At 51.7% G+C, this 16532-nt stretch carries 17 protein-coding genes; 14 read left to right on the top strand and 3 right to left on the bottom strand.

From position 1 onward, the window contains the following. Positions 1-55: 55 nt before the first annotated feature. Positions 56-1318: a tetratricopeptide repeat protein gene (locus tag V8I28_RS01320; protein WP_341778323.1), complete on the top strand. Its 1263-nt coding sequence runs from the start codon at positions 56-58 to the stop codon at positions 1316-1318. Positions 1319-1445: 127 nt separating this feature from the next. Here V8I28_RS01320 and V8I28_RS01315 read toward each other — a convergent pair whose 3' ends face one another. Next, positions 1446-2339 carry a YitT family protein gene (locus V8I28_RS01315; protein ID WP_341778322.1) on the bottom strand — a complete coding sequence of 298 codons (894 nt, stop codon included), beginning with the start codon at positions 2337-2339 and terminating at the stop codon, positions 1446-1448. Between the two features lie 198 nt (positions 2340-2537). Here V8I28_RS01315 and V8I28_RS01310 point away from each other — a divergent pair, with 198 nt between their 5' ends. Genes V8I28_RS01310 through V8I28_RS01295 form a run of 4 tightly spaced genes read left to right on the top strand, consistent with a single transcriptional unit; the run spans position 2538 to position 7129 of the window. Beyond that, entirely contained in the window at positions 2538-3734 is a 1197-nt protein-coding gene (locus tag V8I28_RS01310; protein WP_341778321.1) for a CCA tRNA nucleotidyltransferase, read from the top strand. A 25-nt stretch (positions 3735-3759) separates the two neighbouring features. Continuing rightward, the gene (locus V8I28_RS01305; protein WP_341778320.1) at positions 3760-5655 is read left to right on the top strand and encodes an ABC-F family ATP-binding cassette domain-containing protein; all 1896 of its coding nucleotides are present in this window, start codon (positions 3760-3762) and stop codon (positions 5653-5655) included. A gap of 12 nt (positions 5656-5667) precedes the next feature. Next, positions 5668-6618 carry a thymidylate synthase gene (locus V8I28_RS01300; protein ID WP_341778319.1) on the top strand — a complete coding sequence of 317 codons (951 nt, stop codon included), beginning with the start codon at positions 5668-5670 and terminating at the stop codon, positions 6616-6618. A gap of 19 nt (positions 6619-6637) precedes the next feature. Continuing rightward, positions 6638-7129, top strand: a complete 492-nt coding sequence (locus V8I28_RS01295; protein WP_341778318.1) for a dihydrofolate reductase — start codon at positions 6638-6640, stop codon at positions 7127-7129. A 112-nt stretch (positions 7130-7241) separates the two neighbouring features. Here V8I28_RS01295 and trhA read toward each other — a convergent pair whose 3' ends face one another. Further along, on the bottom strand, positions 7242-7883 hold the full coding sequence (trhA, locus tag V8I28_RS01290; protein WP_341778317.1) for a PAQR family membrane homeostasis protein TrhA: 642 nt from the start codon (positions 7881-7883) through the stop codon (positions 7242-7244). A gap of 167 nt (positions 7884-8050) precedes the next feature. Here trhA and V8I28_RS01285 point away from each other — a divergent pair, with 167 nt between their 5' ends. The 6 genes from V8I28_RS01285 to V8I28_RS01260 all read left to right on the top strand — a co-directional run bounded on the left by V8I28_RS01285 (position 8051) and on the right by V8I28_RS01260 (position 12364). Continuing rightward, complete coding sequence (locus V8I28_RS01285) at positions 8051-8902, top strand: DegV family protein (RefSeq protein WP_341778316.1); 852 nt, start codon at positions 8051-8053, stop codon at positions 8900-8902. 69 nt (positions 8903-8971) lie between these two features. Beyond that, positions 8972-9904, top strand: coding sequence for an SGNH/GDSL hydrolase family protein (locus tag V8I28_RS01280; RefSeq protein ID WP_341778315.1), 933 nt, complete (start codon positions 8972-8974; stop codon positions 9902-9904). A gap of 30 nt (positions 9905-9934) precedes the next feature. Further along, positions 9935-10537 (top strand): YpmS family protein, encoded by a 603-nt coding sequence (locus tag V8I28_RS01275; RefSeq protein ID WP_341778314.1) that lies wholly within the window; start codon positions 9935-9937, stop codon positions 10535-10537. Positions 10538-10552: 15 nt separating this feature from the next. Continuing rightward, positions 10553-10774, top strand: coding sequence for a YozE family protein (locus V8I28_RS01270; RefSeq protein ID WP_168898578.1), 222 nt, complete (start codon positions 10553-10555; stop codon positions 10772-10774). Positions 10775-10919: 145 nt separating this feature from the next. Continuing rightward, on the top strand, positions 10920-11531 hold the full coding sequence (locus V8I28_RS01265) for a type IV toxin-antitoxin system AbiEi family antitoxin domain-containing protein (protein ID WP_341778313.1): 612 nt from the start codon (positions 10920-10922) through the stop codon (positions 11529-11531). A 185-nt stretch (positions 11532-11716) separates the two neighbouring features. Next, entirely contained in the window at positions 11717-12364 is a 648-nt protein-coding gene (locus tag V8I28_RS01260; RefSeq protein WP_341778312.1) for a Vat family streptogramin A O-acetyltransferase, read from the top strand. Here the strand turns inward: V8I28_RS01260 and V8I28_RS01255 are convergent. Next, positions 12356-12511, bottom strand: a complete 156-nt coding sequence (locus V8I28_RS01255) for a hypothetical protein (protein WP_341778311.1) — start codon at positions 12509-12511, stop codon at positions 12356-12358. The genes V8I28_RS01260 and V8I28_RS01255 overlap by 9 nt on opposite strands. A gap of 428 nt (positions 12512-12939) precedes the next feature. Between V8I28_RS01255 and V8I28_RS01250 the strand changes: the two genes are divergently transcribed. From V8I28_RS01250 to V8I28_RS01240, 3 genes are all read left to right on the top strand, one after another. Further along, the gene (locus V8I28_RS01250; protein ID WP_341778309.1) at positions 12940-14271 is read left to right on the top strand and encodes a DUF5776 domain-containing protein; all 1332 of its coding nucleotides are present in this window, start codon (positions 12940-12942) and stop codon (positions 14269-14271) included. A gap of 600 nt (positions 14272-14871) precedes the next feature. Next, on the top strand, positions 14872-15732 hold the full coding sequence (gene ylqF, locus V8I28_RS01245) for a ribosome biogenesis GTPase YlqF (protein ID WP_341778308.1): 861 nt from the start codon (positions 14872-14874) through the stop codon (positions 15730-15732). Beyond that, positions 15725-16513 carry a ribonuclease HII gene (locus V8I28_RS01240; RefSeq protein WP_341778307.1) on the top strand — a complete coding sequence of 263 codons (789 nt, stop codon included), beginning with the start codon at positions 15725-15727 and terminating at the stop codon, positions 16511-16513. Before ylqF ends, V8I28_RS01240 begins: the two co-directional genes overlap by 8 nt. Positions 16514-16532: the final 19 nt, after the last annotated feature.

The following is a 16532-nucleotide window of genomic DNA, read 5'->3' as shown; positions in this document are numbered from 1 at the left end:
ACGCGCGGGCCAATTGCCCGGTAACGCGGTAGAACGAGACTAATGGAGGCGGGTTATGAGTTACGCACAAACAGCACTTGATGAATTGGAAAAAGGGCAGCTCGATGACTTTAAGAAGCAGTACGCCTTGGCGTTACGTCACGATGACGATGATACGCTGTTTAGCCTGGGAGAAGAGCTTTACTCCCTGGGCTTTTTGAATCAATCGCGGCGGATTTACGAGAAACTCTTGAAGAAGTATCCGGACGAGGATGAACTCCGGACCAACCTGGCGGATATCGCGATCGATGAGGATAAGAACGACGAGGCCTTGGACTACTTGAATCAGGTGAGCCCGGATTCTCCGGCCTACGTTGAAGCCTTGATGGTGGCGGCGGACCTATACCAGACCCAGGAGCTGTTCGAGGTCAGCGAACAGAAATTATTGACGGCCAAAAAATTGGCCCCTGACGAGCCCGTCATCACGTTTGCGCTGGCGGAGCTCTACTTCACCATGCGTGAGTTCAGAAAGGCCATTCCGCTGTATTTAGACCTGATTACGGCCGGAACGACGGAGCTCTCCAAGGTCAACCTGGTGGAACGGCTGGGGGTGGCCTACGCCAACGCCGGACGCTTCGAGCAGGCGATCGGCTACCTCAAGCAGATTCATACCGGGGATATGACGCCGGACGTGAAATTTGAAACGGCCTTTACCTACCTGCAGCTGAAGGAACGGACCGAGGCCATCAAACTCTTCAACGAGTTGAAGGATAGCGACGCCCACTACACCTCCCTGTACCCGTACCTGGGGCAGGCGTTGGAACAGGAGAATCGTCTAGCGGAAGCTCTGACGGCGTTGCAGGAGGGTCTCGGGGTCGACCAGTACAACGAGAAACTCTGGCTCCAGGCGGCTCACGTGGCCACGAAGCTCGACGATGAGGACTTGGCCGAGAAGTACCTGAAGAAGGGCCACGATCTCGACAGCGACGATCTCGCGGCGGTGATTCAGCTGAGCAACCTGTACGTGAAGCAAGAACGTTGGGACGAGAACGCGGCGCTGACCAAGCCGTACGTCTCAGCCGACGATGCCGATCCACAACTCTACTGGAACTTGGCGGTCACGGCCGAACATCAGGAAGATTTTGCGGCCGCCCGGAAATACTACGATGCGGCGGCACCATTCTTCATGGATCAGCCCGACTTCCTGAAGCCCGCCATCTACTTCTACCGCGAAGAGGGGGCCAGCGAGCAGGTGGTCAAGCTCCTCACGGCGTATTTAAAGATTGTGCCGGACGATGCCGACATGGCGTTGATGCTCGAAGGCTATCAGGATTTTTAAGCCAGTTTGGACGAAAGAGTGGTTCTAAGGAATCATTCTTTTTTAATTAGGTTAGCACACAATAATTACTTTAACTTGTATCCACACAAAAAAGGCAACCGCAAAAACCGCGGTTGCCAAACCTAAACTAAGGCTTGAACTTGCTGAGAAAACTCTTCTTCGGTCGCGCAAAGGAGAACCCTTCGCCCAGGGCCTCGTTGACATTAATCACGGAGACAAAGGCTTTGGGGTCATGCCGCGCGATGATCTGCCGGAGACGGTGGAGCTCACTAGGCGCCACAACCACGTAAATCATTTGCCGGGGCTGATGGGAAAAGCCACCTTCGCCATTGATCAGGCTAACGCCGCGCTGTAGCTCATCCATGATGCTATCGGTAATCGCCTGGTAGTGCGCCGACACTACGATAATTCCGCGCGCGGCATACGCGCCTTCCTGCGTGAAATTCACCAACCGGGCGAAGACATAGGAGTAGATTAACGTGTAGGCCATGTGCTGAATATCAATGTAAACTAACGAAATCAGCAGAATCACCACATCTAGCCACAATAGGGTCTGACCCATCGGCACCCCGTAGAATCGCTCCATGATTCTAGCTACGATGTCCGTGCCGCCCGTGGTACCGCCATATCGGTAGAGCAGGCCGGACCCCAAGCCACCGGTCAGACCGGCTCCCAGCGAAGCCAGTAAGAGATCCTTGTGGAGGTCAATCGCCAGAGGAACCCGCTGCCAAATCCACAGGAATAAGGCCAGCATCGCCGTACCGTAGATGGTGTAAATCAAGGATTGCCGCCCCAAAAATCGGTACCCAATCAGGAGTAAGGGGGCGTTAATCAAAATGGTTGAATAGGCCGGGTCTAGATGGAAGAGGGCCCGAATAATCAGGGTAATCCCCGAAATTCCGCCATCCGCTAAGTGATTGGCAATGTTAAAAAATACCAGACTAAAAGCCATGGTGGCACAGCCAATCCCAATCATCAACAGGTCAATCAGCCGGATAGATTCGTCTTTAACTTGAGTCATGACGTTCTCTCCTAACCAAAATAAATTTTACTTTTCCATCATAGCACAGTGCAAACGGTAACCGGCGAGAAACTCGTGGTCAGTGGGCCACTTTAAATTCAATTATCCGCTTGAATCTGTTAGACTGACATATAGAGTGTCGCGATAAAATTATCGGGCACATTTGGCTATTACAGCTGGCGAAAGGTGACATTAACCATGAAGTTGGAACACTTACCACAAGAATTTGAGCTTGCCCGACCGGTCCTCCAGACTATTGAGCAAGCCGGCTACGAGGCGTACTTTGTCGGTGGAAGTGTCCGGGATACCATTCTCGGCAAGGCTATCCACGATGTCGATATCGCGACGAGCGCCTATCCTAAGGAAATTAAGGGCTTGTTTAAACGGACGGTGGACACCGGGATTGAGCACGGCACCGTGATGATTCTCGACCACGGGACGGGCTACGAGACCACGACATTTCGGTCGGAATCCACCTACACGGATTTTCGCCGGCCAGACCAGGTGACCTTTGTCCGGTCGCTCGCCGAGGACTTGAAGCGCCGTGACTTTACGATTAACGCGTTGGCCATGCGCGAGAACGGTGAAGTGATCGACCTGTTCGATGGCTTAACCGACTTACAGCAGAAACGGATTCGCGCCGTTGGCAACGCCCAGGAGCGGTTCCACGAGGACGCGCTACGCATGATGCGGGCCGTCCGGTTTGCCAGTCAACTCGACTTTACCATCGTGCCGGACACGCTGGCCGCCATCACCGACCATGCGCAACTACTGGCAAAAATTGCCGTGGAACGGACGCAGGTCGAATTACTCAAATTACTGACGGGCAAGACGCCACAACGAGGGGTGACTGATATGCTGGCCACCGGGTTGTGGCAGTACTGTCCGGACTTCGCCCCCCACGAAACGGCAATACGGGACCTGGCGCAACGCCTGACCCACGGCGTCTCATCCGACATCGCCGCTTGGACCCTACTAACCACCGCTTTTGGCTTAGATACCCCCGCCATAACGACCTTTATGAAACACTGGAAGACGGCCAACCAGGCGATTAACGCCGTGCAGACGGCCAACAAGACCGCCACGTTGCTAGGCCAAGGGGACTTAAGCGACTGGCAGCTTTATCAGTGCGGTCGGCAGTTAATCGCTACGGCCAATGAGGTTGCCGTGATTCTCGGGGCGCCCGATCGCCGGGCCAGCCTGACCGAACGTTTGGCAGCCTTGCCGATCCGGAATAAAAAGGAGCTGGCCGTGACGGGTAAGGACCTGATGCAGGCCGGCATTCAACCCGGTCCACAACTTGGTGCCATCTTAGGCGACCTTGAATATCGCGTTGTGACCGGCAGTGTGGCCAACGATCGCGCGGCCTTAGTGGCTCAAGCCACAACCGAATAATTTTAAGTAAGAGAGTGAAAAGACTATGCAAACTTTACGCGCAGAAAATCTCCACCGCACTTACGGCGAGAAGACGCTTTTTGACAATTTAAATTTTATTATTAACGAACACGACCGCATTGGCCTGATTGGAGTCAACGGGAGTGGGAAGACGTCTCTACTGAATACGCTGGCCGGGGTCAGCAATGAGCAGTCCGGCGAGCTATCTACCCCTAAGGACTATACCATTGGCTACCTGACGCAGCAGCCCGATTTGGACCAGAATTTAACCGTGATGGACGCCGTCTTCTCCGGTGACCAGCCCGTCTTCGCTACGATTCGGCGTTACGAGGCGGCCTTAGCCGTCTATGGCGACCATCCGGAAGATGCCAAGGCCCAGCAACGCTACCTGGACGCCGAGGCGCAGATGAACGAAGAGGAAGCTTGGACAGCCGAGAGCGATGTGAAGACCATCCTGACCCAGCTGAAGATTACGGACCTCTCACAGTCCATTAAGACCATGTCCGGGGGCCAAATCAAGCGGGTGGGGCTCGCTCAGGTCCTGATCCAATCGCCCGATTTACTCCTGCTAGACGAACCGACGAACCACTTGGACTTCGATTCCATCGCTTGGCTACAGCAGTATCTCGCATCCTACAAGGGTGCCTTACTCGTGGTCACCCATGACCGGTACTTCTTGGACCAAGTGGCCAACCAGATCTGGGAGCTCGACTTTGGTAAGCTCTATCAGTATCCCGGCAACTACCAAGCTTACGTCCAGGAGAAGGCGGAACGGGTAAACCAAGAAGCCGAGGCCGACCAGAAGCAACAACGGCTCTACAAAAAGGAATTGGCCTGGATGAAGGCCGGGGCCAAGGCGCGATCGACCAAGCAACAGGCCCGGATTAACCGTTTCAACGATCTGGCCAGCAATGTGGGGACGCGGCAAGTTCAAGACAACGTGGCCATTTCGCTGGGCCAACAACGGCTCGGCAAGAAAGTGATTGAGTTAAAGGACGCCAACCTTACCCTAGGCGGCCATACCATTCTCAAGGACTTCAGCGACCTGATTCAGGGGGGCGAACGCATTGGGATTAGCGGTGAGAACGGGGCCGGCAAGTCCAGCCTGCTCAACGTGATTGCCCAACGGCTACCGCTGGATTCCGGGATCGTGACGATTGGGGAAACGGTCAAGATGGCCTACTACACCCAGCAAATTGAGCCTATTCCGGACGATAAGCGGATGATTAACTACCTCTCCGAAGTCGGCCAAAACGTGACCGATAAGGCGGGGAACTCTGTCAGTGTGACCGAATTGTTGGAGCAATTCCTCTTCCCACGGTTCATGCACGGCACGTTGATTCGCAAGCTCTCCGGGGGTGAAAAGCGGCGGCTCTACCTGCTCAAGCTTCTGATGGAACAGCCCAACGTCCTGCTGCTGGACGAACCAACTAACGATTTGGATATCAGCACGTTAACCGTCTTGGAAGACTATATTTCCCAGTTTGCCGGCACCGTCATTACGGTTTCCCATGACCGTTACTTCCTCGATAAGGTGGCCGACCGCCTGTTAATCTTCGATGGCAATGGCCAGATTGAACGCTACTCCGGCCGATTCAGTGCGTACCTGGCCGCGGCGCAACAGCAGCGCAAGGCCAAAGCCAAGCCGGCTAAGGAAAAGGCGGCCAAGCCCGCAACCAGTCAACCGGCCAAGCCGAAGAAAAAAGTCAAGTTGACCTATGCCGAACAGAAGGAATGGGAAGGCATCGAGGGCGTTATCGATGGCTTGGAAGACCAGAAGTCTCAGGTCCAAGACGCAATGAATGCCAACGGGGACAACTACGACAAGCTAGCCGATTTGCAAGCGCAATTGGACGACTTGGATAAGCAACTCGATGAAAAGATGACACGCTGGGAATACCTCAGTGAATACGCGGAATAGGAGACGACCTGAATGCTAGAAGATGCTTACTTGGATTTGGCGCGTAAGGTATTGACGGAGGGCCACCAGAAGTCCGACCGTACCGGGACGGGAACCCTGAGTTTATTTGGCTACCAAATGCGATTTAACCTGCAAGCGGGTTTCCCATTACTGACCACGAAGAAGGTGCCGTTCGGCCTGATTAAATCCGAACTCCTGTGGTTCTTACGGGGCGATACCAATATTCGCTTCTTATTGCAACACCACAACCATATTTGGGACGAATGGGCCTTTCAGCGGTTCATCGAAAGCTCCGACTACCACGGCCCGGACATGACCGACTTTGGCCGGCGCTCCCTGGTCGATGCGGACTTTAAACAGCAGTATCAAGCCGAGAAGCAGGCTTTCGACGACCGGATTCTCACCGATCAGGCCTTTGGCGACCAGTACGGCGACCTCGGCTTGGTCTACGGCAGTCAATGGCGGGCTTGGCAAGACAAGAATGGCGAAACGATTGACCAGATTGCCAACGTGATTGAGACCTTGCGAACGCACCCGGATTCCCGGCGCATGATCGTTTCGGCATGGAACCCGGCCGATGTGCCGTCCATGGCGCTACCACCGTGCCACACGTTATTCCAGTTCTACGTAAACGACGGTAAATTGAGCTGTCAGCTCTATCAGCGGAGCGGTGACATCTTCCTCGGGGTGCCGTTTAACATCGCCAGCTACGCGCTGTTAACCTCGTTAATTGCCAAGGAAGTTGGCCTAGAGGTCGGCGACTTCGTGCATACGCTGGGGGACGCTCACATCTACAGCAATCACATCGAACAGGTGAAGACCCAGCTGGCCCGGACACCTAAGGCCGCACCAAAGTTGTGGTTGAATCCCGACAAATCAAGCATCTTCGATTACGACATGGCCGATATCAAGGTGACCGGTTACGATCCAGCGCCGGCCATCAAGGCACCGGTCGCCGTTTAACCAGAATGGAGGGTGAACCATGTTAATCTTTCTTTGGGCGGAAGGGCACAACGGCGTGATTGGCCAAAATGGCCAGTTGCCGTGGCACCTGCCGGCCGATATGCATTTCTTTAAGACCGTCACCACGGGTAACACCGTGATCGCGGGGGCTCGGACGTACCGGTCCTTCAAGCGACCACTGCCGAATCGGCAAAACATCGTGGTGACCCATCAACCGGCCGCCAACTTTCCGGAGGGCGTCATCGTCCTCGATAGCTTGGACGCCGTGCGGCAATACGCCGCGGCCCATCAGGACGAGAAGCTCTTCGTCGTCGGGGGCGCCCAGCTCTTTGTCGGCCTCCAAGACGACGTGGATTTCCTGTATCGGACGGTCATTGATGCCAACTTTACCGGCGATACCTGGATGCCCGTCATTGACTACGATAAGTTCCAGTTAATCGCGACCCAGCCGGGCATTCGCAACGATCAGAATCCCTACGACTACCATTTTGAACAGTATCAGCGGCGTTAAACTGCTAAAACTGCCGCCAATCATCAAAATCTCGATGATTGGCGGCAGTTTTTTTAACACCCTAAATCGTCTGGTGACAATGATTTTAGCCAATTTCTACCTGTCGACACGATTAAGCGTAAAGCAGAATCGAGAAATACATCAGTCCCGTCCCCAGCATGACGAAGAGGTGCCAGATGACGTGGCCAAACGGGACGCCCTTGAAGCTATAGATGACGGCACCTAACGTGAAGGCCACGCCCCCGAAAAAGAGGAGCAGGAAGCCGACGAGTCCCAGTCCGTGGTATAGCGGGCCAATGCCCATCAGGCACATCCACCCCATGACCACGTAGATGACGGTCGAGAGGGTTTGGAGCTTGCCCAGCCAGATGGCCTTGTAAATAATCCCAGCCACGGCCATGGCCCAGATAATCCCGAACATCCACCAGCCAAGTTTGCCCCCCACGACTAACAAACTAAATGGGGTATAGGTCCCCGCAATTAACAAGTAAATGGCGCAATGATCAAATATTTGAAAGACGTGGCTCGCACGGGTAAAGTACAGACCATGGAAGAGGGTTGACGCCAAATAGAAGAGCACGAGAATAATGCCGTAGACCAGAAACGTCGTCATGCGGAGGCTGCCACCCTTGCCATGGGCCTGTAGAATCAAGATGACCAGGCCGGCAATGCTCAGGGCGGCACCAATCCCATGCGTCACGGCGTTCAACACCTCATTGACAATCTGGTACGTGCGACTCCGTTCTTTTACCAAACAAATTCCTCCTTTAGGGATTGTTATCAGAAAATTCTGATATTCAGCGCGGTGAGTTCGCAGAATTACTGAAAAAGTTCAACAATTCTGCTATACTATTACCGTATGTTTCATTACGCATATTGTAGCATAAACCAAAATCTCTGGTCAGAAAGAGTGGGATACCCATGGCTAAAATTAAAATTGTTACGGATTCGTCTGCGGGTCTAACCGATCAGCAAATCCAGGATTACAATATTACCATTATCCCGTTGACGGTCATGATTGATGACACCATTTACGTTGAACGGGAATCCATCACGAATAAAGAATTTATTGATAAGATGAAGGCCTCCAAGGTCTTGCCCAAAACGAGCCAGCCGCCTTTAGGCAAGTTCGTTGAAACTTTCGACAAGTTGGGAGAAGATGGCAGTAGTGTGATCTGCTTCAACATGTTAGCCGCCATCAGTGGGACCGTGCACACGGCCGAACAAGCCGCTCAGCTGTCGAAGACCGATGTGACTGTGGTTGACAGCCAATACACCGACCAAGCTCTGGCTTTCCAAGTCGTCGAAGCGGCTAAATTGGCGGCCGAGGGCGCCGACAAACAGGCCATCTTGGACCGGGCCGCGGCCGTACGCGACCACACCAAGTTGTTCATGGGCATCGTCACCTTGGAAAACATCCTCAAGGGGGGCCGGTTGAGCCGGGCCGCCGGCATGTTAACGTCCCTGTTGAACATTAAGATTGTGCTACAAGTCACCGGTGGCGAGCTGAAGATTCGCGCCAAGGGTCGGGGTATGAAGACCATCGATCGGTACTTTGACAAAGTCTATGAACAGATCAAACAAACCCCCGATATCATGGCGATTGGAATCTCTCACGTGGAGGCCTTCGAGTCCGTCGATAAGATTCAGGGCCACCTGCACGAAATCTTGCCCGATAAGGATGTGCTCGTGCGTGAAACGGTGCCGATCATTGCCACTCACGGGGGGCCTGGGGCCTTCGCGTTGATGTACTACACCGATCCAACCAAGTAAATAAGTCATTAACCATGAAAAAGGGGTGGCTAGGCCACCGCTTTTTCTTTATCCCGAGGGGGGATATTTGTGAAAAATGTAAAAGGGTTTAGTAAGATTACGGGGGTGGTTCTCCTCGTGGTCCTGGTCACGCTGGCCGTGCTGACGTACTGGCATCCCGGCGCGCGTACCACTCTGAGTGGCCCCCATCCCAACGCCGTCAATCGGCGTAAGGTCGTGCGGGTCGTGGCGCTGGGGGACTCATTGACCCAGGGTGTCGGTGACCAGCAGAAGAAGGGCGGCTATACCGGTCGGTTGAAGACCATGATTCACCGCCGCGACAAGGTCAAGGTGGTCATGCACAACTACGGCAAGTCCGGTGACCGTAGTGACCAGATTGAAAAGCGCCTGGTGAATAGCCCGGCCATGCAGCAACAGGTCAAGAAGTCCCAGGCCATTGTCATGACCGTGGGCGGTAACGACCTGCTGCAGACGCTGACCAAAAACGTCACGATTAGCCAGCAATCAAAGCTCAACACGCAACTGGATAATGCGGAGGATACTTACCAACAGAAGCTTCAGCGCTTGTTGAATACGGTAAGACAATACAATCCCAAGGCGCCGATCTTCCTTTATTCCATTTACAATCCGGTCTACGTCTACTTCGCCAACATCGATCAGGTCACCAATGCCGTAGATGACTGGAACGTCGCGACCAAGAAGACGGCCAGCAGCTATCATAACCTGTATTGGGTCGATATCAACCGAGCGCTGTCAGTCGGTCAGTTCAAGTCGGCCACGCAACAGGCCAAGTTGAAACGCAATTCGCAAGACATCAACAACGGTAAGATTTCGACCCAGACGTTCCAGGCCACCATCCTGGCCAGCGATGCAAGCGACGAGTTAAATCATTACCTGTCGCCGGCGGACCATTTCCATCCCAACGCCAAGGGGTATCGCTTGATGACCCGCTACGTCTTCAAGGAAATGCAGGCCCATCAGCAGCAGTGGCTGTTGAAGTAAGCGCGGTCAGAGAAGGAGGAAATTAATCATATGCAACGGCATGCAGCACCAAAAGAAAATACGGCCCCAAACTGGTGGAAATGGGGTTTCCTAGCCTTGGTGGCCTTACTGGTCATCGCTTTGATTACCGTGGGGATTAAGGCCACCGGCACCACGAAGGTTGCCTCAACGGCCAAACCCGCCACGGAAACCACCAACATTGACGTGACGCTGAACAAGAAGCAGGTCAACGCCTTGGCCGATTACTACGTCAATAAATCGCTAAAGGGCCAGTCCGTGAAGTATAGTTTCCAAGTGACCGACCACGCCATCTTGACGGGTTCCACCAAAGTTTTGGGGGCCAACGTGAATTTTGTTTTACTCCTGAAGCCAACCGTGTTATCCTCGGGGGACGTGCAGCTGAAGGCGGAGAAGCTCTCGGTCGGGTCGCTACCCGTTCCGGTCAGCTTCGTCATGAGCTACGTGGCCAAGAATTATCCGCTGCCCAAGTGGGTATCCATGGACAGTCACAAAAAGATTGCCACGTTGCACCTAACCGCGATTGGCAACGGGAAAAAGTTGTCGTACGCGGCCAAGAAGATTGATATGTCCGGCGCTGGTAAGTTTGTCTTCCAAGCCCGGATCCCGGATTAATGAAGGAGGCCCGTCATGCCCAAGACGTTTTACCAGTTTTTAATGACTCAACGCAATCCTGAAAGTTACGACCCCGTCGCAAGCTTTGCCAACAATGCTTTTTTGGACAGTTCGTTCCCCAAGCAGGAGACCGAATTTGACCCCTTATCCAAGTACCTCGAGGAAAATGCGGCGTACCTACCGTCCATGACCATCTTCGACGATGCTTGGCAAATGTATTTGGCGGCGTTAGCTTAACAGATGATGTGAAGACCCATTGGCATGCAGCTGATGGGTTTTTATTTTGTCGTCGAAGGGAAGGCCGAAAAGGACGATGTCAATCTTACGTGCTTTTTGAACCCTCATGCTATAATTACCAAAAAGTATTGTACGAGGTGTGAAAATGAAGATTGAATCGCTTCTTCCAAGACTCTTCAAACTAAACGCAATCTTTACAACCAGAGAGGCTAAGGACGCTGGAATTTCCAAATACTATCTGAACAAGTTGGTCGATGCTGGAGAAGTCGCCAGGTTTGGTACTGGACGTGCCGGCGTTCAATTATGGAGTAACGAGAATCTGTCAAATGATGATTTTTTAGCTATTCAGTTACGTTACCCTAAAGCAATTATTTCGGGGCAAACGGCTTTAACTTGGTGGCACCTCATTGACCGCCAATACACGTATTTAGACCTGACTGTTCCACGTGGCTACAAGATTCCTAACGCATTTGAAAACTATATCGTGACGATTCATCACGTTGACAATCGGTATTATCCCATTGGTTTGACAAGCGTTCGAAATGAAGAAGATAGCGGTTCACTCAACATCTATGAGCCCGAACGTGCGCTAATAGATGCCTTCCGTTTTAAAACGATTACCGAATTCGACCGCAACCAAGCCGTCAGGAATTATTTTCAAAGTGACTTCTGTGATCCGCTGAAATTGAGCAGATACGGCAATCAATTTCCTGGGCTTTCGGATTTACAAAAAATAACGGCGGTGCTCAGCCATTAAAACGAGAGATATTGTTCGCCAAGTCAAGCGGGGCCGCTAACGAAAGACTCACTGGTTTACGTGAAATGCAGGCTCGCTTTGCAACAGCGCGATTTCTGGCAAGAATTACGCAATCCGAATACAATGAGTGTAGCTTAACGAAAGGAAAACTACCCGTCATCGGCGGTAGTTATGGGTAAGTAATGATGGCAATTCCTAATCCAAACGCGATTTATCCAAATCCAGCAATTAAATCATTGGTTTTTATCAAAAACGTGGTGCAGCGCGCAACGATTCAAGTTGGCGACTTTACGTATTACGATGATCCCGTCAACCCAGAAAACTTTGAAGCTCATGTGACACACCACTATTCATTTTTGGATGACCGATTAATCATTGGCAAGTTTTGCGCGATTGCTAGCGGCATCGAATTTATCATGAACGGTGCTAATCACATGATGCGAGGTGCTTCGACTTATCCATTCAATATCTTAGGTGGTGAATGGCAGACCCAAACTCCCAGTTTGACGGACTTGCCGTTAAAGGGTGATACCGTAGTTGGCAACGATGTTTGGTTTGGTCAAAATGTGACCGTGTTGCCGGGCATCCAAATTGGTGATGGGGCAATTATCGGGGCAAATAGTGTGGTGACCAAAGATGTGGCACCTTACACGATTGTCGGTGGTAATCCGGCACAACCGATTCGGAAGCGATTTGAGCCAGACGTGATTCAAGCGTTACTTGATCTCGCTTGGTGGCAACGTGATATTGGCTGGATTACCAAGCATATTCCTGATCTAATGCAACAAGTTCCAACCGTGGCAAAAATTCAGCGCTTGGCTACTCTAAAGTGAAATTTTTAAGATTACTTTGAATCTTTTAGGATGGTAAGTCTCCGGTAAATCTTTGATGCCGCGCCCGCTGACGTTGTCGCGGTACCGGCTATCGTCCCATTGGCCACGGTTGGGATAACTTAAAAGGGAGCTCTGAATTTTACTCATGATTTTTTCTCCTGTCTTTCATTTGATGCCGATCACATGCCATAGGGATAGTGTCAAGCAAGCGTAGCTAGTGGTTACAGATTTCGTGATCTGCCAAATTTATAGCCCGATGATTGACGCTGGTTTCACTCTATGGAAAGGCCCACTAACGAAATATGCTAGTGGGCCTTTGTGGTGTCAAACGAAAATCTGGAGGACATGAGCATTTGCTTTTATCCTTTGGAAACGAGACTCAAATCACTTATCGCTAAGCGTGTTTCTTGGGCTATGCTCGGCCCGAGCTGTTAGTGAACGACCGGGGTGTGGCGGTCAGAAGGAAGTAAACCAAGGCACTTGAAGTTTCTCTCGATATATTTTAAGTATTATCAAAGTTTTAGTGGTCAAACCGTTTATGTGAGCGGTATAATTTGGGGGAAGGAGTGATATGGATGATACATACGCGTTGGAAAAAGTTAGTGATTGCAGTTGGACTCGCTATGATTTCGCTAGTGGTTGGGACTTTTCTTAACGTTGATGTTGCAAGTGCGGCTGATAAAGCAGGAGATACTGCTGATGTTCACTTCAGGGTCTGTACCCGGGTAAAGGGAGAGCAGCCAAAAGCTTTTATAGACTTTACTGAATCAATGGCTATTAGCAACGGGGTAACCATGCAGCAAGGCTTTGACGAGTATTTTCCTGATGACTACTTCACCCCAAATTATGATGTTTTTGACGTGTACAACGTGCTTTTTAAATACGCTGACGACCAATCCGCCGCCTCGTATGAAAAAGCAGTCCAGGAAATTATGCCATTTGTGAACGCCACTACCGCAGCAAAATACGGAATGACCCCTCGAACGATGGCAGAAGAGTCTCTAGACAACGGCTTTAAACTTTACAATGAGAGTGGTTATAAATCTGCAACGATGAATTTGGCTGAAACTAAGGAAGCAGCCTCCCAAAAATTACAATTAACTAAGTTAGCGGGTTCTTCAACGTACCAGGCTGATTTCTACATCAACCTGGAATCAAAACCAAGCGACAATATCCCAGTCAGCCCAGTTCACGTTGATCAATCTGATTTAACCACTAATTCCAGTGCAACGATCACGGTCGGTCAAAAAGTAGACGCCACAACATTCAATGCCCAAGCCAAGGATTCATCTGGAAATGAGATACCGGTGACAGTGGATACAAGCCAAATCGACTTAACCAAGCCGGGCACCTACGACGTCGTTCTCAAGGCAGACAATGGAAAAACGATGACGGTGAAATTAACGGTTAATGCTGCGGAAGCTGATACGGAAACCGTTGTGTCTAAGAAGTCTGCGGTTTATGGCTTGAAGACGTTGTATTTGTATCAGAAGCCTACTTTCAAGCAAAATCAGAGAATCGTCAAATACGCTAAGGCCAAACGGTCTCAACGGCCCATGTTTGTCGTCACTGGTTATGCCCGTTCTAACGCCGGTTTATTGCGGTATCAAGTCAAGGATGTCAATCACAACAGTAAGACCGCCGGTAAGACGGGGTACATCACAGCCAGAACGGACTTTGTTGGCCCGGTCTATTACCAAAAAGCGGCCAAGCGAATCAAAGTTCTTAGCAAGTCAGGCATCAATGTGTACCGAAACCTAAACCTGACTGGAAAAGTGAAAACCGTCAAGCAGGGAAAGACGCTTAAAGTAACTGCGATTAAGCGCCACAACCTAACGACCCGGTTCGTTTTGCAAAATGGGCAGTATATTACAGCCAATAAGAAATTAGTTATGACCGTCAAATAATTTGTGAAATTCACCGAAAACGGCTATCAGAAATGGTGGTCGTTTTTGGATTACAGGAAAATTTTAATAAAGACTTGCCATGATTTATGGATGTTGTTTAGACTTCGACGAATGGAAAGATATTTTAGCTTTTCAGAGTGTTCTAAGCTTCACACGTCCAACCTTGAGGGGCATTTCACAAGTTGATCTGGATCACCTTCGACTTATTTAAGGAATTTCTGCTTGGGAAGCAACATGTCTATCTAAAACAATAGAGAAAATGGTAAAATGGGATTCGTTAATTGGAATTCCATTTCATCTTTTTCTTTAATCAAACGAGAAAGAATAAAAGCATGCGCTTCGAAAAGCGAAAGAAAAAAGAGGTTCAGGCGTGAGTGGACCATATCGAAAAAATAACGACAGACGGATATATCCATCTCATGGCCCACTCACAGAGAAACTCGGTACGTACAATTGAAATCTTCGCTGAAGATACGGGGATTGATCATGAAGAGAATTTGCCGTAATTCATACAGGCCACAGGGCACATTTATGGCAAATTCTGGTAATTTTAAAATTTTGACACACTACAAACGTTGCTATATCAAAGGAGAGAGCACTATGAGCACTATTCAATGGTTCCCCGGGCACATGGCGAAGGCCATTCGCCAGATGGAAGAAAACGTTCATCTGGTTGATATCGTCTTCGAACTCGTGGACGCCCGGATTCCCGCGGCCTCACGTAATCCCGAGGTGGCCCGAATCGCGCAGAACAAGCCCCATTTAATCATCTTAACCAAGAAGGACCTGGCCGATCCGCAGCAAACCGCTGCCTGGCTCAGCTACTACCGGGAACACCAACAACCCGCCATCGCCATCGACTCGCGGGCGAACGTGACCCCCAAGCAGATTACCAAGATTGCCCTGGACATTCTGGCCGACAAGCTAGCCGCCGAACAGGCCAAGGGCTTGAAAGAACGGCCGATGCGGGCCATGACGGTCGGCGTCCCCAATGTGGGAAAGTCCACGTTGCTCAATCACTTGGTGAACCGCAAGGCCGCACAGGTCGGGGACACTCCCGGCGTCACCAAGGGCCAACAGTGGCTCCGTTCCAGCAAACATCTGGAGCTGCTAGACACCCCCGGCATTCTGTGGCCCAAGTTCAAGGACCAAGAAACCGCTCAGAAATTGGCGTTGACCGGGGCCATCAAAGAGAAGCTCTACGCCAAGGACGACGTCGCCCTGTACGCCCTCGGTTTCTTCCGTCAATACCACGCCTCTGCCCTGTTAGAACGTTACCACCTCAACGATGCCGACCTCGACCTGAGCGATGTCGACCTGCTGCTAAAGATTACGGAAAAGGTTGGTATGCGTGACGACTATGAACGGGCCAGCGAACGGTTGATTCTAGACGCCCGGCGGAAGAAACTCGGCGGCTTCACCTTAGACCGCGCACCACAGGCGGGTGAGTCCGGTGAGTAGTAAGCAACCTAGCCTCGCCAGTTTAAAACAAGACCTGGCCGATGTAACCGACCCCGCAGACCCCCGTCTTGTGACGCTAGCGGCCGATTCGCGGAAGGGGGCCCAGTTGCTCCTGAAACAGATTCAACGGCGCTTAGACCGCCAGGCAACGGCCGAAAATGCCTTCCAGGAACGTCTGCACTTCGAACGCCAACTCTGGGCCGCCGGAAAGCTGGTGGCCGGTATCGACGAGGTCGGCCGTGGACCGTTGGCCGGTCCCGTGGTCACCAGCGCCGTGATTTTGCCGCAAGACTTCGACATCCCCTTGGTCAACGACTCCAAGCAGTTGACGCCCAAGGAACGGGAACGACTTTATCCGCTGATTCTCGCTCAGGCCACGGCCGTCAGCATCGGGATTGGCAGTAGCGCTCTGATTGACCAGATTAACATTTACCAGGCGACGCGCGTGGCCATGCAGCGGGCCGTACTGGGACTAGGGGTGGCCCCGCAACACCTGATCGTTGATGCCATGCAGATCCCCGTGGACCTGCCGCAGACGCGCCTCATCAAGGGTGATGCCAAGAGTGCCAGCGTGGCTGCCGCCAGCATCGTAGCCAAGGTCTACCGGGACCACCTGATGGACACTTACGACCGGCTGTATCCCGGGTATGGTTTTAAAAATAACGCGGGCTACGGCACCGCCGAACACCTGGCCGGACTGGCCGACCGGGGCGTGACCCCGATTCATCGCAAAACTTTTTCACCTGTTCGAAAAATAATTGACGCACAATCACGGAGTTAGTCCTAAAGAGGACTGGGAG

Origin of the sequence: Levilactobacillus sp. HBUAS70063, from assembly GCF_038374745.1 — a bacterium.
Classification (GTDB): Bacteria; Bacillota; Bacilli; order Lactobacillales; family Lactobacillaceae; genus Levilactobacillus.
This window is presented reverse-complemented; position numbering and strand designations above follow the sequence as displayed.